13 protein-coding genes are annotated in these 16,691 nt (G+C 65.3%); 6 read left to right on the top strand and 7 right to left on the bottom strand.

The genetic code is table 11. The annotated features are described in order from the left end of the window. Position 1 precedes the first annotated feature (1 nt). Entirely contained in the window at positions 2-1,513 is a 1,512-nt protein-coding gene (gene rpoN, locus AAC640_RS15370) for an RNA polymerase factor sigma-54 (RefSeq protein WP_340267810.1), read from the bottom strand. Positions 1,514-1,564: 51 nt separating this feature from the next. Beyond that, positions 1,565-2,350 carry an LPS export ABC transporter ATP-binding protein gene (lptB, locus tag AAC640_RS15375; RefSeq protein ID WP_340267812.1) on the bottom strand — a complete coding sequence of 262 codons (786 nt, stop codon included), beginning with the start codon at positions 2,348-2,350 and terminating at the stop codon, positions 1,565-1,567. A gap of 229 nt (positions 2,351-2,579) precedes the next feature. On the opposite strand from lptB, the gene AAC640_RS15380 reads away from it, so the two are divergent. Continuing rightward, on the top strand, positions 2,580-3,416 hold the full coding sequence (locus AAC640_RS15380; protein WP_340267814.1) for a class I SAM-dependent methyltransferase: 837 nt from the start codon (positions 2,580-2,582) through the stop codon (positions 3,414-3,416). A gap of 19 nt (positions 3,417-3,435) precedes the next feature. Here AAC640_RS15380 and AAC640_RS15385 read toward each other — a convergent pair whose 3' ends face one another. After that, positions 3,436-3,828 (bottom strand): DUF2147 domain-containing protein, encoded by a 393-nt coding sequence (locus AAC640_RS15385; protein WP_340267816.1) that lies wholly within the window; start codon positions 3,826-3,828, stop codon positions 3,436-3,438. 112 nt (positions 3,829-3,940) lie between these two features. Between AAC640_RS15385 and AAC640_RS15390 the strand changes: the two genes are divergently transcribed. Next, complete coding sequence (locus AAC640_RS15390; RefSeq protein ID WP_340267818.1) at positions 3,941-4,657, top strand: methyltransferase domain-containing protein; 717 nt, start codon at positions 3,941-3,943, stop codon at positions 4,655-4,657. On the opposite strand, the gene AAC640_RS15395 is transcribed toward AAC640_RS15390, so the two are convergent. Both AAC640_RS15395 and AAC640_RS15400 read right to left on the bottom strand, forming a co-directional pair. After that, entirely contained in the window at positions 4,644-5,735 is a 1,092-nt protein-coding gene (locus tag AAC640_RS15395; protein ID WP_340267820.1) for an NAD(P)/FAD-dependent oxidoreductase, read from the bottom strand. The genes AAC640_RS15390 and AAC640_RS15395 overlap by 14 nt on opposite strands. Further along, positions 5,735-6,805, bottom strand: coding sequence for a type III polyketide synthase (locus AAC640_RS15400; protein WP_340267822.1), 1,071 nt, complete (start codon positions 6,803-6,805; stop codon positions 5,735-5,737). The genes AAC640_RS15395 and AAC640_RS15400 overlap by 1 nt, the downstream gene beginning before the upstream one ends. Before the next feature lie 216 nt (positions 6,806-7,021). Between AAC640_RS15400 and AAC640_RS15405 the strand changes: the two genes are divergently transcribed. Both AAC640_RS15405 and AAC640_RS15410 read left to right on the top strand, forming a co-directional pair. Continuing rightward, entirely contained in the window at positions 7,022-7,432 is a 411-nt protein-coding gene (locus AAC640_RS15405) for a cupredoxin domain-containing protein (protein ID WP_340267823.1), read from the top strand. A gap of 242 nt (positions 7,433-7,674) precedes the next feature. Next, a complete protein-coding gene (locus tag AAC640_RS15410) occupies positions 7,675-8,304 on the top strand; it encodes a TetR family transcriptional regulator (protein WP_340267824.1) in 630 nt (209 codons plus the stop codon). A gap of 132 nt (positions 8,305-8,436) precedes the next feature. On the opposite strand, the gene AAC640_RS15415 is transcribed toward AAC640_RS15410, so the two are convergent. Further along, positions 8,437-9,126, bottom strand: coding sequence for an SDR family NAD(P)-dependent oxidoreductase (locus AAC640_RS15415; protein ID WP_340267825.1), 690 nt, complete (start codon positions 9,124-9,126; stop codon positions 8,437-8,439). A gap of 68 nt (positions 9,127-9,194) precedes the next feature. Next, the gene (locus AAC640_RS15420; RefSeq protein WP_340267826.1) at positions 9,195-9,920 is read right to left on the bottom strand and encodes a Crp/Fnr family transcriptional regulator; all 726 of its coding nucleotides are present in this window, start codon (positions 9,918-9,920) and stop codon (positions 9,195-9,197) included. A 360-nt stretch (positions 9,921-10,280) separates the two neighbouring features. On the opposite strand from AAC640_RS15420, the gene gltB reads away from it, so the two are divergent. Beyond that, positions 10,281-14,927, top strand: a complete 4,647-nt coding sequence (gltB, locus tag AAC640_RS15425) for a glutamate synthase large subunit (RefSeq protein ID WP_340267828.1) — start codon at positions 10,281-10,283, stop codon at positions 14,925-14,927. Positions 14,928-14,993: 66 nt separating this feature from the next. Beyond that, a complete protein-coding gene (locus AAC640_RS15430) occupies positions 14,994-16,430 on the top strand; it encodes a glutamate synthase subunit beta (protein ID WP_340267830.1) in 1,437 nt (478 codons plus the stop codon). The last annotated feature ends 261 nt before the right edge of the window (positions 16,431-16,691 follow it).

Below are 16,691 nucleotides of genomic sequence, written 5' to 3' on the forward strand. Positions count from 1 at the left end.
TCTAAGCGGCCTTGCCTTGCAGCGCCTTCTGCCGCCGTCTTTGAACCGATGAGCCCATACCTAAGGATTCCCGATATTTGGCGACGGTGCGGCGGGCGATATCCATGCCCTTCGCCCGCAGCAGATCGACCAGCGTATCGTCCGAGAGGATGGCGTCGGCCGTTTCACTGGCGATCAGGGCCTTGATATGGCTTTTCACCGCTTCTGCGGAAACGGCGCCTTCACCGTCGGCGGCTGCGACGCCGCTGGTGAAGAAATATTTCAGCTCGAAAACGCCCCGCGGGCAGGCGAGATATTTGTTGGATGTTACGCGGCTGACGGTCGATTCGTGCATGTCGATCGCCTCGGCGACAGTCTTGAGCGTCAGGGGCTTGAGATGCGCGACGCCTTTCCGGAAGAATTCTTCCTGGCAGCGGACGATTTCAGTCGCAACCTTGATGATCGTCTTCTGCCGCTGGTCGAGCGCCTTGACCAGCCAGTTCGCGCTTGCGAGGCAATCGGCAAGCCAGGCCTTCGACGTGCGATCCTGCGCCCCGCCGGCCAGTTCGACATAATAGCTGCGGTTGACCAGAACACGCGGCAGCGTCGCCGTGTTGATCTCGATCGACCAGCCGGTGCGGGTCGGACTGACGAACAGGTCGGGCGTTATGGGAACGGGTCGGTCGGTTGAATAGCGCAGGCCGGGCTTGGGATCATAGCCGCGCAGCTCGCGGATCATGTCGGCCATGTCTTCCTCGTCGACCCCGCAAATGCGGCGCAACTGCGGCAGCGCGCCCCTGGCGAGCAGGTCGAGATTGGCGAGCAGTTTCGCGATGCAGGGATCGTACCGATCCGCTTCCTTCGCCTGGAGCGTCAGGCATTCCGCCAACGACCGCGCACCCACACCCACTGGGTCGAAACCCTGTATCACCGCCAGCACCTTTTCCACCCGCGCCAATGGCACCGCCAGGGCGTGGGCGGTTTCGAGCAGATGCGCCCGCAAATAGCCGGCCTCGTCGATCTGGCCGATCAACTGCGTCGCGATCAGTATATCCTGGCTATGGAGGCAGGCCCGGGCCTGGTCCATCAGATGTTCCTGGAGCCCCTTGTCCGGACTGGCGAAGCTGTCGAAATCGGGTGCTTCGCCACTACCCGACCCAGGGTCGAACGCGCCGCCCGTCCCGCCATGGCCGGCAAGGCGATCGGCAGGGCCATCATTGATGAAGGTTTCGACGCCATAGTCGACATCCAGCGGAGCATCCGTTTCGCCCATCCCCTGACGCATCAGATCATCGGCGGCGCCGGTTTCGGCCGCCAGCGTGGGCCGTTCTAGCTGAGCGTCAACACCATCAAGGGAAAGAACAGGCGAGGGCGCCTCGCCCGCTTCGAGCAGCGGATTCTTTTCAAGTTCGCCGGCGACGAAAGCCTCGATCTCGAGATTGCTCAGTGCCAGCAGCTTGATGGCCTGCTGGAGCTGCGGCGTCATCACCAGCGACTGGCTCTGCCGGATGTCGAGACGTGGCCCGAGCGCCATCAGCCGGTGCCCCGCTCCAAGACTTCGGGGATGATGTGGCGGACGGTCATGTCAGAGCGAGAAATTCTCGCCGAGATAGAGCCGTCGGACATCGGCGTTCGCGACCAGCTCTGTCGGGCTTCCGGTGAAGAGCACCTGCCCACTATAGATGATGCAGGCGCGATCAACAATTTCAAGCGTCTCACGGACATTATGATCGGTGATAAGGACGCCGATGCCCCGCGTCCTGAGCTGCTTTACCAGGTCGCGAATGTCGGCAATCGACAGCGGGTCAATCCCAGCGAACGGTTCATCCAGCAGCACGATCGAGGGATTGGCCGCGAGCGAGCGCGCGATCTCGCATCGGCGACGCTCGCCGCCTGACAGCGCCATGGCGGAGGAGTTGGCGAGCCGCGTCAGACCAAATTCTTCAAGCAGCTGCGCCAGCCTCGCCTCCCGCGCGGCCTTGTCCGGTTCGGCCAGCTCCAGCACCGCGCTGATATTCTGCGCGACCGTAAGCCCCCGGAAGATGGAGGTTTCCTGGGGGAGATAGCCCAGGCCCAGAATGGCCCGCCGATACATGGGAAGGCCAGTGATGTCCTGGCCATCCAGGATGATGCGGCCATGGTCGGGGTTGACCAGGCCCATCACGGAATAGAAGCAGGTGGTCTTGCCCGCACCGTTGGGGCCAAGCAGTCCGACCACTTCCCCCTTGCCCACGGTCAGGGACACGTCGGTCAGCACCGGGCGCTTGTCATAGCTCTTCGCGATCGAAATGACCGACAGTCCCTCGCCCACTTCCTGTGGAGGAACCGGCGCCGGGATGGCTGGCCTTTCCTGGATCGTCACGTCGTCCATCACTTATCCTTGCTGCCGCCGAGTTGAACCGGGGTGAAACATGGTGCCGCTGCTGCAACTGGCAAGCTTTGTGCATGGGATTGGCGCTGGAGCAAGGAGAAAATGGCGCTGCGCGGCGGGGGGACCACCAACGACTGGAGTTTTATCCAAAGAAGGGGTGGGCAGGGCCGGCAAGGCTGGGATGCAGACGAGCCTTGTCCCCCGCTGTCGGGCGACCGATAAGGACGACATGATCGTGCCTGACATCGCGCCGACCGCCGCAAGCGTCGCTCGGCATTATGACGAGCTGGACCTCGCCTATCGGCGCTTGTGGGGCGAGCATGTCCATCATGGCTACTGGGAGACTGGCCGTGAAACGCCCGAGGAGGCCGTCACGGGTTTGGTCGGACTGGTCGACCAACGCCTGGCGCTGGCGGATGGGCAGACGGTCTGCGATATTGGTTGCGGCTATGGTGCCACTGCCGCTGAACTGCTGAAACGGTATCGGCTGACCATCATAGGGCTGACCTTGTCGGCCGCGCAGCAACGGATCGGCACGGCCCGGGGCGATGGTTTCACCTGCCTGCGCCGCGACTGGCTGGACAATGGCCTGGAAACCGCCTCGTTTGATCGCGCCTATGCGATCGAAAGCAGCGAACATATGGTCGACAAACCCCGCTTCTTCAGTGAGGCGCGGCGAGTTTTGCGGCCCGGCGGGAAGCTGGTCGTCTGCGCCTGGATGGAAGGCCCAGCGGTTACGGCCTGGCAGGCCCGGCATTTGCTGCTGCCCATCTGCCGGGAAGGCCGCCTGCCCAGCATGGGCAGCCGCGCCGATTATGAAAGATGGGCGGCGGAGGCGGGCTTTCGGCTTGCCGGGTATCAGGATATCAGCCGCAACGTTCGACGGACCTGGACCATATGCCTGCGTCGGCTGATGGGCAGCATCGTCACCGACCCGGCAGTTCGCCGGCTTGCGCTTAGCGCAGGAACGCAGAGCCGGGACTTCATGCTGAGCCTGCCTCGCCTGATCCTGGCGCTGCGGACGGGGGCCATGCGCTATGGTGTGTTCCAGTGGGAGGTTGCATAGCCGCCGGCCCGGAGCCGCTTCAGTTTGCCCGCGTCCAGCGGCGGGATTCGCAGATGAAGAGCACGCAGCCGGTCAGCTTGAGCGAACCGTCCGGGTTCAGTTCCAGCGTGGAACGATAGCTTTTGCCGCTCTTGGGATCATAGGCGCGGCCCCCTTTCCAGACGGGTCCCGCGCGGCTGAAGCCCCATAGGGTGACGAGCCCTGTCAGGGGCCGGTCCCGCAGGCTTTTGTCCGGGTTGTTGATGTCGGTGCGGGGGACCGCAGGGCCGTTGTCGAGGACGCGGGCGATCCGGCCGCAGACATGCGGGCCGCACGGCTCGATGCGGACCAGCCCCTTGCGATCGTCGGTCAGCCACAGGCCGCTGACGTTCGCCGCCGGACCCGCGCCGGCCGCCATGATAAGCAATGGCACTACCAACCCCATTCCCACCACCACTTCCTGTTGCAGAGCTTCGGAATGACATCGAAAAGGACGGGCTGCAAGCGTCGGCGGCGTGCTATAAGTTCAGAAGGAAGGATGCCCGATGGTCAGCCTGGCGATACGGTCGCGGCAAGAAGAGCAGATGGACGCGCCCGACCTGGACGCGGCCACCTATGAGCGGGTCCTGCACGATCTCGCCCGGGTCAATCGGTGGACCTTCACCGCCTGGCCCACCATCGCTTTCCTCAACCGGGCGGTAGGGGACGCCACGCGATTTCGGCTGCTGGACGTAGGCTTTGGCGACGGCGACATATTGCGGGTAATTGCCCGCTGGGCGCGGCGCCGGGGAATCGACGCGCAACTGGTCGGCGTCGACCTCAATGAAAAGAGCGTCCGGGCGGCGCGCGCGGCAACGCCCGCCGATCTGGATATCGACTATCGGGCAGGCGATTATCTCGACCAGCCCGAACCGTTCGATTTCATCATTTCCAGCCAGGTTACGCATCATATGACCGACGGGCAGCTGATGCGCTTCCTGCACCATATGGAAGGACGGGCGCGGTGGGGCTGGCTGATCTGCGACTTGCATCGCCACGGCTTTGCCTATCGTGGCTTTCCGCTGCTGGCGCGGCTGCTGATGGTCCACCGGATCGTGCGGGAGGACGGGCAGCTGTCGATTGCCCGCAGCTTTCGCGCGGAGGAATGGCGCCATTATCTGGGATGCGCGGGCATCGGGCTGGACCAGGTGCGGATCGTCCGCCGATTTGCCTTCCGCCTCTGTGTCGAACGGGTCAGAGATCAGCCGATCAGTCCCCGCTGATACGGGTGAGCGCGGCAGCCTGGGTGCCAAGGGCCGGCAGGACATGCAACAGCTGCAACAGCGCGCCGCGGCTCGCCGGCGCGGCCGCGGCATGGCGCAGCGCTTCGGCGATGGTGACGGGGCGGCGGGTCTGGCGGTTGAGCTGCCGCTGCCAGCGGGGTGCGCCATCGGGACCATGGCGCAGCAGCGCCTGCCCTGCGCTCGTGCCGCTGGCAAGGGCGATGGCGATGCCGTCGCCGGCAATCGAGGCGATGACCGCTGCCTGGTCGCCCACGCGGAAGATGCCGTCATTGCTGCCGCGCGCGCGCCAGCCATAGGGAACGCCGGCGACGGCATCGAAATGGGCGGGGAGTTGGTCCCCCACGCGAACGGCGAGGGCGGGCGCTTCGCCGAGCAGTTGCGCCAGCAGCGCCGGGACACTGCCAGCCTTAGCCAGCCGATCGCGCGATACGGACAGGCAGAGATTGGCGGAGCCATCCTCCTGGAGAAGCAGGCCGGCATAGCCTTGGTCGAACAGGTGGAGTTCCACGACATCCGCCAGCCCGTCCAGTCCGGCCGAAGAAGGCGGGAGGGAAGCGCGCAACCCCACCGAGGAATGTGCGAAATGTCGGGAGAGGCCGCGCAGGTCATGCTTTCCGGTCGCGAGGAAGAGCGCCTTTGCCGTCATCCTGTCGCCATCATCGAAGCGGACGGCACGCGTCAGCGGATCGGCCGCGCGAACCGAGCGGCCGCGCGTGACGATGGCGCCGGCTCGTGTCGCGGCCGTGAGCAGGGCAGTGTCGAGAGTCTGGCGCGAGAGTCCGGCCGCTGTCCGGGGGAGGCGGGCTTCCACCGATCGGCGGCCGGCAACGAGGCGGAAGCGGGAAATGGGACGGGCGCCCAGGCTCCATGGATCGACGCCGAGCCGGTTGAGCGCGGCGAGCGCGTCCCAGCCGAGGAAACCGCCGCAGACGCAGGTGCGGGCTTGCGGATGACGTTCGACGAGGTGCGGGGTCATGCCGGCGCGGGCGAGGGTGAGGGCGACGGCGGAGCCGGCGGGACCACCGCCGATGATCAGCGCCTGCACGTCGGGCGGCATCAGTTGGCGGCCGAAAAGCGGAAGCCTTCGGCAGCGAGGCCGGGGCCGAAGGCGAGCGCGACGCCGTTCCCGCTGGCGCCATTGTCGAGCAGTTCGGCGAGGATGAACATCAGGGTTGCCGACGACATGTTGCCAAAATCATGAAGGATATAGCGAGAAGAAGCGAGTTTTTCGGGAGAGAGGCCGAGGCCATGTTCAACGGCGTCCAGGATGGAGCGGCCGCCGGCGTGCACCGCCCAGTTATCGATAACCAATGGATTATCGGAAGCGCAGATGCGGCGGCGGATGTCGGGGTCAGAAAGCGCGGTCTGGATGCGGCCGGGGACTTCGCCCGAGAGGTGCATGAGGAACCCCGTGTCGCCGATATGCCAGCGGATGAGATCGGCGGAATCGGGGAGGGTGATCGCGAACGGCGCGTCGATCGCGAGGCCGCTGGCGTCGGCGGTCACGAGCGCGGCCGCCGCGCCGTCGCCGAATTGGAGCATCATGAGCAACCGTTCGACCTGCTGTTCGACCTGCAGATGCAGCGAGGAGAGCTCGACGGTCACGACCAGCACCCGCGCGTCCGGTTCCGACCGCACGATATGGCGGGCGGCACGGAGCGCGGCGACGGCGGCGTAGCAACCCATGAAGCCGATCAGCGTCCGTTCCACGCTGGAAAGCCCGAGCGCATCGGCGATGATCTGGTCCAGGCCGGGCGCGACGAAGCCGGTGCAGCTGGCGACGACAAGATGCGTGATGCCGCCAAGGTCCGCCTGTGCGCGCAGCCGTTCAATGGCGCTGAGGGCGAGGGCGGGGGCGAAGCGGTGGTAAAGCTCCATGCGGCGCGACGTCGTCGGCATCCCGTCGCCGTAGAAGCCGCCCGGATCGACCGGCGATCCCCCGCCCGGCGCGACCGGCAGCACCGACCAGCGATGGTCGATGCCGCTGCGGTCGGCCATGCGGACGAAGAGGGCGCGGGCGCGATCATCCTCCAGCTGGCGGCTTGCCCAGCCTATGAAGGGGCGGTGGACATCCTGTTCAGGCACGGCGCAGCCGATGGCGTTAATGCACGGAAGTGTTTCAGTCATCGAGTTCCACTTTGTCGGCGCGTCTGATGGAAACGCCGCGCCTGGGGTGAATGATCCCCCCTGTCGACCCACCACAAGGCCTTCGCTGCACGAGGACGCGGCAAAGGCCAAGCAATTCTTGCACGGAGCGGGCGGGCGGAGCGAAATTGCGCGGCGGGGCTGAACGCGAGCGTGGCTTTGTGCTAATCTCCCGCCGTCCACAGGGAGGTACGAGCGATGCCCCGGTTGCGAACCCTTATCCCGCTATGCGCCGCCTGCGCGCTTGCCTCGGCAGGGGCGGCGCAGCCCGTCGCGGACAATTGGGCCAACGCACGCCCGTTGACGGTGACATTGTCGAGCTTCAGGTTCGAGCCGTCCGACATCCGCCTGGACCATGGCGTCGCCTATGACCTGCGGCTGGCAAACAGATCGACGGGCGGACATGACTTCGCCAGCCCGGCCTTCTTCGCCCAGGCGCAGCTACGGTCCGATGACATGGCAAAGGTCAGGAACGGGCGGATCGAGGTGGATGGCGGCGACAGCGTCGAGATCCACCTGATCGCGCCCGCGCCCGGCACCTACAAGGTCCACTGCACCCATTTCATGCACAGCGCCTTTGGCATGACGGGGCATATCATTGTGCGGTGACGTCAGGTGCGGCGAGCGGTCGCCTGGACCTCCCCCTTTTTGGCCGGCAGCGGGGCGACAGCGCGCAGCCGGCGGAGATTTTCGCCCCGTTGGGCGGGCCGGGCGCTTGAACGGACCGATGATGAAGAAGCGGAAACATCCCGATCATGCCGCGTCCGGTCAGCGACGGTTGACGAGGCGGGCAGGGGGTGCCACTTGTCAGAGGCCTTCTGATCCTTTGCATGCGCGGGATTTCCAAAGCTATGCGCCATAAAATTCACCGCCCGGAACCCGCACGCACGGCCGGCCGCCCCCGTCGGTTGACGCTGGAGGCAATCGTCGACGCCGCCTGCGAGGTCGGCGTGGCAAATCTGGACATGGCGATGGTGGCTGACAGGCTGAACGCGGGCGTCGCGACGCTTTACGGCTATGTGCGCGGCCGCGAACATCTGCTGGAACTGGTCGCGGAAAGGCTGGCCGGCGAGTCCCAGCTCAAGGATCGCGGCCAGAGCTGGCAGGATATCCTGCGGGAACATGCGGCGGTCACTTACGCCCTTTTCCAGATGCAGCCGCAGCTCATCACCAACCTCATGTGCCATGAATTACAGGCCGGTTCCGCCAGATATTGGGAGAGGCTGTCCGACCTGCTGAAAGATCGCGGCATGACCATGGAGGAAGCCACCGACAGCTGTGTCGAGGTCAATCAGGTCGTGATCGGCGCCGCTGTCTGCCAGGCGCGGCGCACGGCTGTGGAAGCGCGGGCGGCGGGCGGGGAAGAACTGGCGCTCAATCTGCCGGCGATAATGGGCGATTACAATCAGACGCTGGAGCGGATCATCGCCGGCTATGAAGAGCGGATGGTCGAGCGCTGCGAGGCCGGCGGGCAGGGGTGATCGGCCGGCGTCGGAGGTGGTTCGTCCGACGATCGTGTCAAGGTCCTGATGAGCGCGGCGGCGCGTTCGGCCGACCCGAAGGCGCGCCTTTGTCGACTGGGCGGCCGGTATCCCGCGCCTGCTGCGGCGAGATCAGTCGGGTTGACCGCGCGTTACCGGGATCAGGGCGCCGCTGATCGAACGGGCGGCCGGGGAGGACAGAAAGAGGATCACATCGGCGATCGCGCCGGGCTGGACCCACTGGCTGGTGTCCGCATCGGGCATGTCCGCGCGATTGGCAGGCGTGTCGATGATGCTCGGCAAAATGGCGTTCACCGTCACGGAACTGCCGGCAAGCTCGCCGGCGAGCGCTTCGGTCAGGCGGTGGACGCCTGCCTTGGACGCCGCATAGGCGCCCATACCGCTCGCCGCGTTGATGGCCGCGCCCGCCCCGATATTGATGATCCGTCCAGCCGCGCTGCGCGTGACAAGCGGCAGCACGCGCTTCGTGATCGTCGCCGTCGAGCGCAGGTTCATGGAAAACATCTTTTCCCAGCTTGCGATGCTGCCGCCTTCCAGCGTTTCCCACAGGAAGCCGCCGGCGATGTTGACCAGGACATCGACACCGCCATGCTTTTGCGTCACCATTGTGATGGCAGCATCGACATGGCCGGCATCGGTCAGGTCAACGCCCGGCAAGTCCAGCCCTCCATGAATCGCGTCGGGGGCGGCCGGGGCGAAATCGATGCGGGCAACGCGGTCGCCTTGTGCCGCGAATTTGGCCGCCACGGCCCGGCCCAAAATGCCAAATCCACCCGTCACAATGACGCTTCGCCCCGCCATGGCCGCTCCTTTGACTGCGTTGCGCTTTCAATCATGTGCCCCTGCGCGGGGCGATGCCCCGGGAGCGTTCACACCATGGGGCGGGACACGCGAATTTTCAGCCGACCGACCTTGCGCCGGATCGCCTTGGGATCGTGAAGGATCACTTCGCCTCCGTGCCAGCTGAGTTCGCCTGCCTGCCGTGCTTGCTGCAGCATCCGGTTGACATGCACCGGCGTCAGCCCCAGCGCGTCCGCCAGCATCTCCTGGGTCAGGGGAATGGGATATCGGCCGTCCCGGGCGAGCCCGGCCAGCTCCAGCCGTTCGAGCAGCTCCAGCAACAGATCCTGGATGCGTTCCTGCGCACTCAACCGCCCAAGGCGCGTGATCTGGCCGAGCAGATGCGCTTCATCGAGCGCCCGACTGACGGCGTAGGCATCGTTCAGGGACGCGGACAAAGACGGATCGGGCAGGGGGCAAAGCGTTGCATCGGTGATCGCGACGATCGTCGAGGAGGCCAGCGGCTGACCAAGGCCGGTGAAGCCCACCAGGTCGCCGGGCAAGACGAAGTTGATGATCTGGCGACGTCCGTCTTCCAGGCACCGGGTCCGCGCGGCCCAACCGGAAACCATCACCGCGGACCGACTGATCGGTTGACCTTCACGCAGCAGTTCATGCCTCGGGGCCACGGAAAAGCTGCACTCAAGCGCGTGCTGCAAGGCGTGAACGGCCTGCTTGTCGAGGGGGGCGAGCGCCCCTAGGCGCCGTATCACCGGGCTGCTCGCAAGACCCCTGGCACCAAGCGCTCTTATCATGCCGCCCTCCCCGTTAGGCGATGGAGGATCATGCTACCGCAAGTGCATCCCGTTGCGAAGAGCCATGCAACGAAAACTATCATGGGTGCACCTGCCATGTCACCGTCACCAGACAGGATGCCGCGCCGGGCGGCTCGGGAATAACGGATGGAGCAAGGGATTGATCCGCCCTGGCGTGATGGCATGCGACATTTTGCCGGATATCGCCGACCGAAGCTGATCCGGTATCGTTGTCGGCGCGGGGACCTGCGCTGACGGGGCCGGCAGGCGGCGCGCGTCGAACATTGAACCGGGGCCTATTCCATCCGCCGCCTTGCGCGTGTAAGGGCGCATGCGAAATAGGCCCAGAACGGAACTTGAATGGCATACCCGGACAAACAAGGTTTATACGATCCCGGCAACGAGCATGACGCCTGTGGCGTTGGCTTTGTGGCGCATATAAAGGGCCTGAAAACACACGATATTGTTCGGAACGGCCTGGAAATTCTGCGGAATATCGACCATCGCGGCGCCGTGGGCGCGGACCCGCTGGTCGGCGATGGCGCGGGCATCCTGATCCAGATTCCGGATTCGCTCTACCGCGAATGGGCGACCGGCGTGGGCATCGATCTGCCCCAGCCCGGTGAGTATGGCGTCGCCATGTGCTTCCTGCCGCGCGATGCGGCGGCCCAAGCCGCCGCCGTCCAGCAGCTTGAGCGTTTCATCGTCAAGGAAGGCCAGATCCTGCTCGGCTGGCGCGACGTGCCCGTGACCCTGGACGGGCTTGGCCAGACCGTGCTCGACGAGATGCCGACGATCCGGCAGTGCTTCGTTGGCCGGGGCGCCAACATGAAGGATCAGGATGCGTTCGAGCGCAAGCTGCTCTCCATCCGCAAGCAGACCCAGAACCCGCTCAAGGAGATCGCCGAAAAGCAGGGACTGCAAAGCCTCGCCGACTTCTACGTGCCGTCCTTTTCGACTCGCACCGTGGTCTATAAGGGCCTGTTGCTGTGCGACCAGGTCGGCAGCTTTTATGACGACCTGCGCAACCCCCTGACGACATCGGCGCTGGCGCTCGTCCACCAGCGTTTTTCGACCAACACCTTCCCATCGTGGAAGCTGGCCCATCCCTATCGCTTCATCGCGCACAACGGCGAAATCAACACCGTGCGCGGCAATGTGAACTGGATGAACGCGCGCCGCCGCACGCTGGAATCGCCGCTGCTGGGCGCCGACCTCGACAAGATGTGGCCGCTCATCCCGCACGGCCAGTCGGACACGGCCTGCCTGGACAATGCGCTCGAACTGCTGGTCGCGGGCGGCTATCCGCTGGCGCATGCGGTCATGATGCTGATCCCCGAAGCCTGGGCCGGCAATCCGCTGATGGACCCCAAGCGCAAGGCCTTCTACGAATATTTCGCCGCGTTGATGGAGCCGTGGGACGGCCCGGCCGCCATCGCCTTCACCGACGGCCGCCAGATCGGCGCGACGCTGGACCGCAACGGCCTGCGCCCGGCGCGCTTCATCGTCACCGACGATGACCATATCGTGCTGGCGTCCGAAAGCGGCGTGCTGCCGTTCAAGGAAGAGAATATCGTCCGCAAGTGGCGGTTGCAGCCGGGCAAGATGCTGCTCATCGACCTGGAGCAGGGCAGCATCATCGAGGATGAGGAAATCAAGGCCCAGCTGGCCGAAGCCCATCCCTACGAGGAATGGCTGACGCAGACCCAGTACAAGCTGGAAGAATTGCCGGAATATGTCGGCGAGGACCTGGTCCCCGCCCGAGCGAACGACGCGGCCGCCTTTCTCGATCGCCAGCAGGCCTTCGGCTATACCCAGGAAGACCTGCTGAAATTCCTGGAGCCGATGGCGCGCAATGCCGACGATCCGATCGGGTCGATGGGCACCGACACGCCGATCGCGGTGCTGTCGGGCCGTTCGCGCCTGCTCTACGATTATTTCAAGCAGAATTTCGCCCAGGTCACCAACCCGCCGATCGACCCGATCCGCGAGGAATTGGTGATGAGCCTGGTGTCGATGATCGGCCCGCGCCCGAACCTGCTTGGCCACCATGCCGGCACGCACAAGCGGCTGGAAACCGCGCAGCCGGTGCTGACCGACGCGGACCTTGCCAAGATTCGCGGCATCCACGAGTCCATGGACGGCGCGTTCCGGACCCAGACGATCGACATCACCTGGCCCGCCAGCGAAGGCACGGCCGGGCTGGAGCGCGCGCTGGACCGCATCTGCGGCCAGGCGACCGAGGCGGTCCTGGCGGACCAGAACATCCTCATCCTGTCGGACCGCACCGTGTCGCCCGAACGCATCGCGATGCCCGCAGCGCTCGCGACGGCAGCTGTGCATCACCACCTGATCCGCCAGGGCCTGCGGATGCAGACCGGCCTGGTGGTCGAGACCGGCGAGGCGCGGGAAGTGCATCATTTCTGCGTGCTGGCCGGCTATGGCGCGGAGGCGGTGAACCCCTATCTCGCCTTCGAGACGCTGGAGCAGATCCGGGTCAAGCAGAACCTGCCCCTCAAGCCCTATGAAGTGCAGAAGAACTATATCAAGGCTGTCGGCAAGGGCATATTGAAGGTCATGTCCAAGATGGGCATTTCGACCTATCAAAGCTATTGCGGCGCGCAGATCTTCGACGCCGTCGGCCTGAACAGCGCGTTCCTGGACCGCTATTTCACCGGCACCCAGACAACGATCGAGGGCATCGGCCTGGCCGAGGTTGCGGAGGAGACGGTAAGCCGTCACCGCGACGCCTATGGCGACAGCCCGGTCTATCGGAACATGCTGGATGTCGGCGGCGCCTATGCCTATCGCGTCCGGGGCGAGGAACATGCCTGGACGCCGCAGAGCGTCGCCAGCCTGCAACATGCGGTGCGGGGCAACAATCCCAAGGAATATGAAGCGTTCGCCGCGTCCATCAACGAACAGAATGAGCGGCTGCTGACCATTCGCGGCCTCATGGAGTTCCGCTTCGCCGACAAGGCCATTCCGATCGAGGAGGTCGAGCCGGCCAGCGAAATCGTGAAGCGTTTCGCCACCGGCGCGATGAGCTATGGATCGATCAGCTGGGAAGCGCACACGACGCTCGCCATCGCCATGAACCGGATCGGTGGCAAGTCGAACACGGGCGAGGGCGGTGAGGACCCGATCCGCTTCAAGCCCCTGGCCAACGGCGATTGCATGCGCTCGGCGATCAAGCAGGTCGCGTCGGGGCGCTTTGGCGTCACCAACGAATATCTGGTCAATGCCGACGACATCCAGATCAAGATGGCGCAGGGCGCAAAGCCGGGCGAAGGCGGCCAGCTGCCCGGAGACAAGGTCGACAAGACCATCGGCAAGACGCGTCATTCGACTCCGGGCGTCGGCCTGATCTCGCCGCCGCCGCACCATGACATCTATTCGATCGAGGATCTGGCGCAGCTGATCCACGACCTGAAGAACGTCAATCCGGGCGCGCGCATTTCGGTCAAGCTCGTCTCCGAAATCGGCGTCGGCACGGTCGCGGCGGGCGTTTCGAAGGCGCGCGCCGATCATGTCACCATTTCGGGCTATGAAGGCGGCACCGGCGCGTCTCCTCTGACCTCGCTGACCCACGCAGGCAGTCCCTGGGAGATCGGGCTTGCCGAAACCCAGCAGACGCTGCTGCTGAACGGCCTGCGCACGCGCATCGCCGTACAGGTGGACGGCGGCCTGCGCACCGGCCGCGACGTCGCGATCGGCGCGCTGCTGGGTGCGGACGAGTTCGGCTTTGCGACCGCGCCGCTGATCGCGGCGGGCTGCATCATGATGCGCAAGTGCCACCTCAACACCTGCCCGGTGGGCGTGGCGACGCAGGACCCGGTGCTGCGCAAGCGCTTCACCGGCCAGCCGGAACATGTCATCAACTATTTCTTCTTCGTCGCGGAAGAGCTGCGTGCCATCATGGCGCAGTTGGGCTTCCGCACCGTCGACGAGATGGTGGGCCGCGTCGACCGGCTCGACATGCGCAACGCGATCGATCATTGGAAGGCCAAGGGCGTGGACCTGTCCCGCCTGCTGCATCAGGTCGAACCGGACAAGGGCCTGACGCTGCGCAACACCGAAGGGCAGGATCATGGCCTGGATGCGGCCCTGGATCAGGATCTGATCAGGGCGGCGTCCGACGCGCTTGAAAAGCGCGAGCCGGTTCGCATCGAGCGCCCGATCCGCAACGTCAACCGCACCGTCGGCGCGATGCTGTCCGGTGAGGTGGCCCGTCGGTACGGCCATGCCGGCCTGCCCGACAACGCCATCCTGGTGAAGCTGACGGGCGTCGCGGGCCAGAGTTTCGGCGCGTTCCTGGCGCATGGCGTGACGCTGGACCTGACCGGCGACGCCAACGACTATGTCGGCAAGGGCCTGTCGGGTGGCCGCATCATCGTGCGTCCGCCGGAAGGGTCGCGGCGGGTTCCGACCGACAATATCATCGTCGGCAACACCGTGCTCTATGGCGCCATCGCGGGCGAAGCCTTCTTCCGCGGCGTCGCTGGCGAGCGCTTCGCCGTCCGCAACTCGGGCGCGATCGCGGTGGTCGAGGGCGTGGGCGACCATGGCTGCGAATATATGACCGGCGGCGTGGTCGTCGTGCTGGGCCAGACCGGTCGCAACTTCGCGGCCGGCATGTCGGGCGGCATCGCCTATGTCTATGATCCCGACGGCAGCTTCCGATCGAAGGTCAACGCGGCGATGGTCGATGTCGAGCCGGTGCCGGCGACGGCGTCCAATGACGATGGCCTGGGCCGTCCATTGCAGCGCGGCGTCGACGTGCAGGATTGGGGCATGGGCGACATGCTTCGCCATGACGCCGACCGTCTCCGCATCCTGCTGGAGCGGCACAAGCTGCATAGCGGATCGGAACGCGCGGCGGCCCTGCTGGCCGACTGGGACAACGCCCTGTCGCGGTTCGTGCGCGTCATGCCGAAGGATTATCGCCGGGCCTTGCAGAGCCTTGAGAATGAACGACTGGCCATAGCCCCTGTGGCGGCCGAGTAGCCGCGAGGGGGGCGGGACTTTTCGCCCCCTTTACCCCGGCAAGTCAGAGAAGTTTGGAGAAAGAGTTTGGGCAAGCCCACCGGTTTCCTCGAGGTCGAGCGCAAGGATCGCAGCTACACCGCGCCCGAGGAGCGTTTGAAGCACTGGAACGAGTTCATCGTACCGCTGACGAAAGAAGAAATTCGCGATCAGGCCGCGCGCTGCATGGCTTGCGGCATCCCCTTCTGTCACAATGGTTGTCCGGTGAACAACATCATCCCGGACTGGAACCATCTGGTCTATGAGGACGACTGGAAGACGGCGCTGGAAACGCTGCACAGCACCAACAACTTCCCGGAATTCACCGGCCGCGTCTGCCCCGCGCCCTGCGAGGCGAGCTGTACGCTGAACATCGTGGATACTCCCGTGACGATCAAGTCGATCGAATGCGAGATCGTCGATCGCGGCTGGCGCGAAGGCTGGATCGAGCCGCAGCTGCCCGGCCGCAAGACCGGCAAGCGCGTTGCCGTCGTCGGCTCTGGCCCCGCCGGCCTTGCCTGCGCGCAGCAGCTTGCCCGTGCCGGCCATACCGTGACGGTGTTCGAAAAGAATGACCGCGTCGGCGGCCTGCTTCGCTACGGCATTCCCGACTTCAAGATGGAAAAGCACCTCATCAACCGCCGCGCCCAGCAGATGGAAGCGGAAGGGGTGGAGTTCCGCACATCGACGGAGATCGGCGTCGCCATTTCGATGGACGCGCTGCGCAGCAATTTCGACGCGGTGGTGCTGGCCGGTGGCGCCGAACATCCGCGCACGCTGGACGTTCCGGGCAGCGAACTGGCCGGCGTGCGGCTGGCGATGGAATTCCTGACCCAGCAGAACAAGCGCAATGCGGGCGACGATGAACTGCGCGCCGCGCCGCGCGGCACCTTGTCGGCGAAGGGCAAACATGTCGTCGTCATCGGCGGCGGCGACACCGGGTCGGACTGCGTCGGCACGTCCAACCGGCAGGGCGCCGCGTCGGTGACCCAGCTGGAAATCATGCCCCGGCCTCCCGAGAAGGAAGACAAGGCGATGAGCTGGCCGCATTGGCCGCTGAAGCTCCGCACCTCGTCCTCCCATCTGGAAGGCTGCGAGCGCGACTGGGCCGTGACCACCAAGCGCGCCATCGGCAAGAATGGCCAGATCGAGGCGCTGGAATGCGTGCGCGTCGAATGGGTCGACGGCAAGATGCAGGAAATCCCCGGCAGCGAATTCGAACTGAAGGCCGATCTGGTCCTGCTGGCGATGGGTTTCGTCGGCCCGCGCAAGGCCGGCATGGTCGAACAGTCGGGCGTCGAGCTGGACCCGCGCGGCAATGTGAAGGCCAGCATGACCGACTATGCGACCAGCCAGCCGGACGTCTTCGCCTGCGGCGACATGCGCCGGGGCCAGTCGCTCGTTGTCTGGGCCATTCGCGAAGGTCGCCAGTGCGCCCGCGCGGTCGACCTGCATCTGACCGGGGCCAGCAATCTGCCCCGCTGAACGGCTGGGCACATTGCTGACATGCGCGGCGCCATGGCCCATGGTCGGGGCGCCGGCTGCTCAGGCGCGGGCAGCGATCACGCGCCGAAGGCGGTGTCCCGGCGACCCCATCAGGCTTGGCCGCCCTGACGGCGTCCCCGCCCGGCCATTCAGCGACGCGATTTAACATAAGATATATTATCGATCTATTTCGGTGTAAGCGCCGGATAGAAATGACACCCCTCTGCTAGATAGAAATGACACCCTGAGGCGTCCTTAGCA

Source organism: Sphingobium mellinum (assembly GCF_037860795.1).
In the GTDB taxonomy this organism is placed as follows: Bacteria; Pseudomonadota; Alphaproteobacteria; order Sphingomonadales; family Sphingomonadaceae; genus Sphingobium; species Sphingobium mellinum.

Excerpts from the sequence above, each read along its gene's own strand:
- AAC640_RS15390 (WP_340267818.1), top strand. The coding sequence starts at position 3,941 with ATGGTCAGCCTGGCGATACGGTCGCGGCAAGAAGAGCAGATGGACGCG.
- AAC640_RS15420 (WP_340267826.1), bottom strand. The coding sequence starts at position 9,920 with ATGATAAGAGCGCTTGGTGCCAGGGGTCTTGCGAGCAGCCCGGTGATA.
- AAC640_RS15395 (WP_340267820.1), bottom strand. The coding sequence starts at position 5,735 with ATGCCGCCCGACGTGCAGGCGCTGATCATCGGCGGTGGTCCCGCCGGC.
- lptB (WP_340267812.1), bottom strand. The coding sequence starts at position 2,350 with ATGGACGACGTGACGATCCAGGAAAGGCCAGCCATCCCGGCGCCGGTT.
- AAC640_RS15380 (WP_340267814.1), top strand. The coding sequence starts at position 2,580 with ATGATCGTGCCTGACATCGCGCCGACCGCCGCAAGCGTCGCTCGGCAT.
- AAC640_RS15400 (WP_340267822.1), bottom strand. The coding sequence starts at position 6,805 with ATGACTGAAACACTTCCGTGCATTAACGCCATCGGCTGCGCCGTGCCT.
- AAC640_RS15415 (WP_340267825.1), bottom strand. The coding sequence starts at position 9,126 with ATGGCGGGGCGAAGCGTCATTGTGACGGGTGGATTTGGCATTTTGGGC.
- AAC640_RS15405 (WP_340267823.1), top strand. The coding sequence starts at position 7,022 with ATGCCCCGGTTGCGAACCCTTATCCCGCTATGCGCCGCCTGCGCGCTT.
- rpoN (WP_340267810.1), bottom strand. The coding sequence starts at position 1,513 with ATGGCGCTCGGGCCACGTCTCGACATCCGGCAGAGCCAGTCGCTGGTG.
- gltB (WP_340267828.1), top strand. The coding sequence starts at position 10,281 with ATGGCATACCCGGACAAACAAGGTTTATACGATCCCGGCAACGAGCAT.
- AAC640_RS15410 (WP_340267824.1), top strand. The coding sequence starts at position 7,675 with ATGCGCCATAAAATTCACCGCCCGGAACCCGCACGCACGGCCGGCCGC.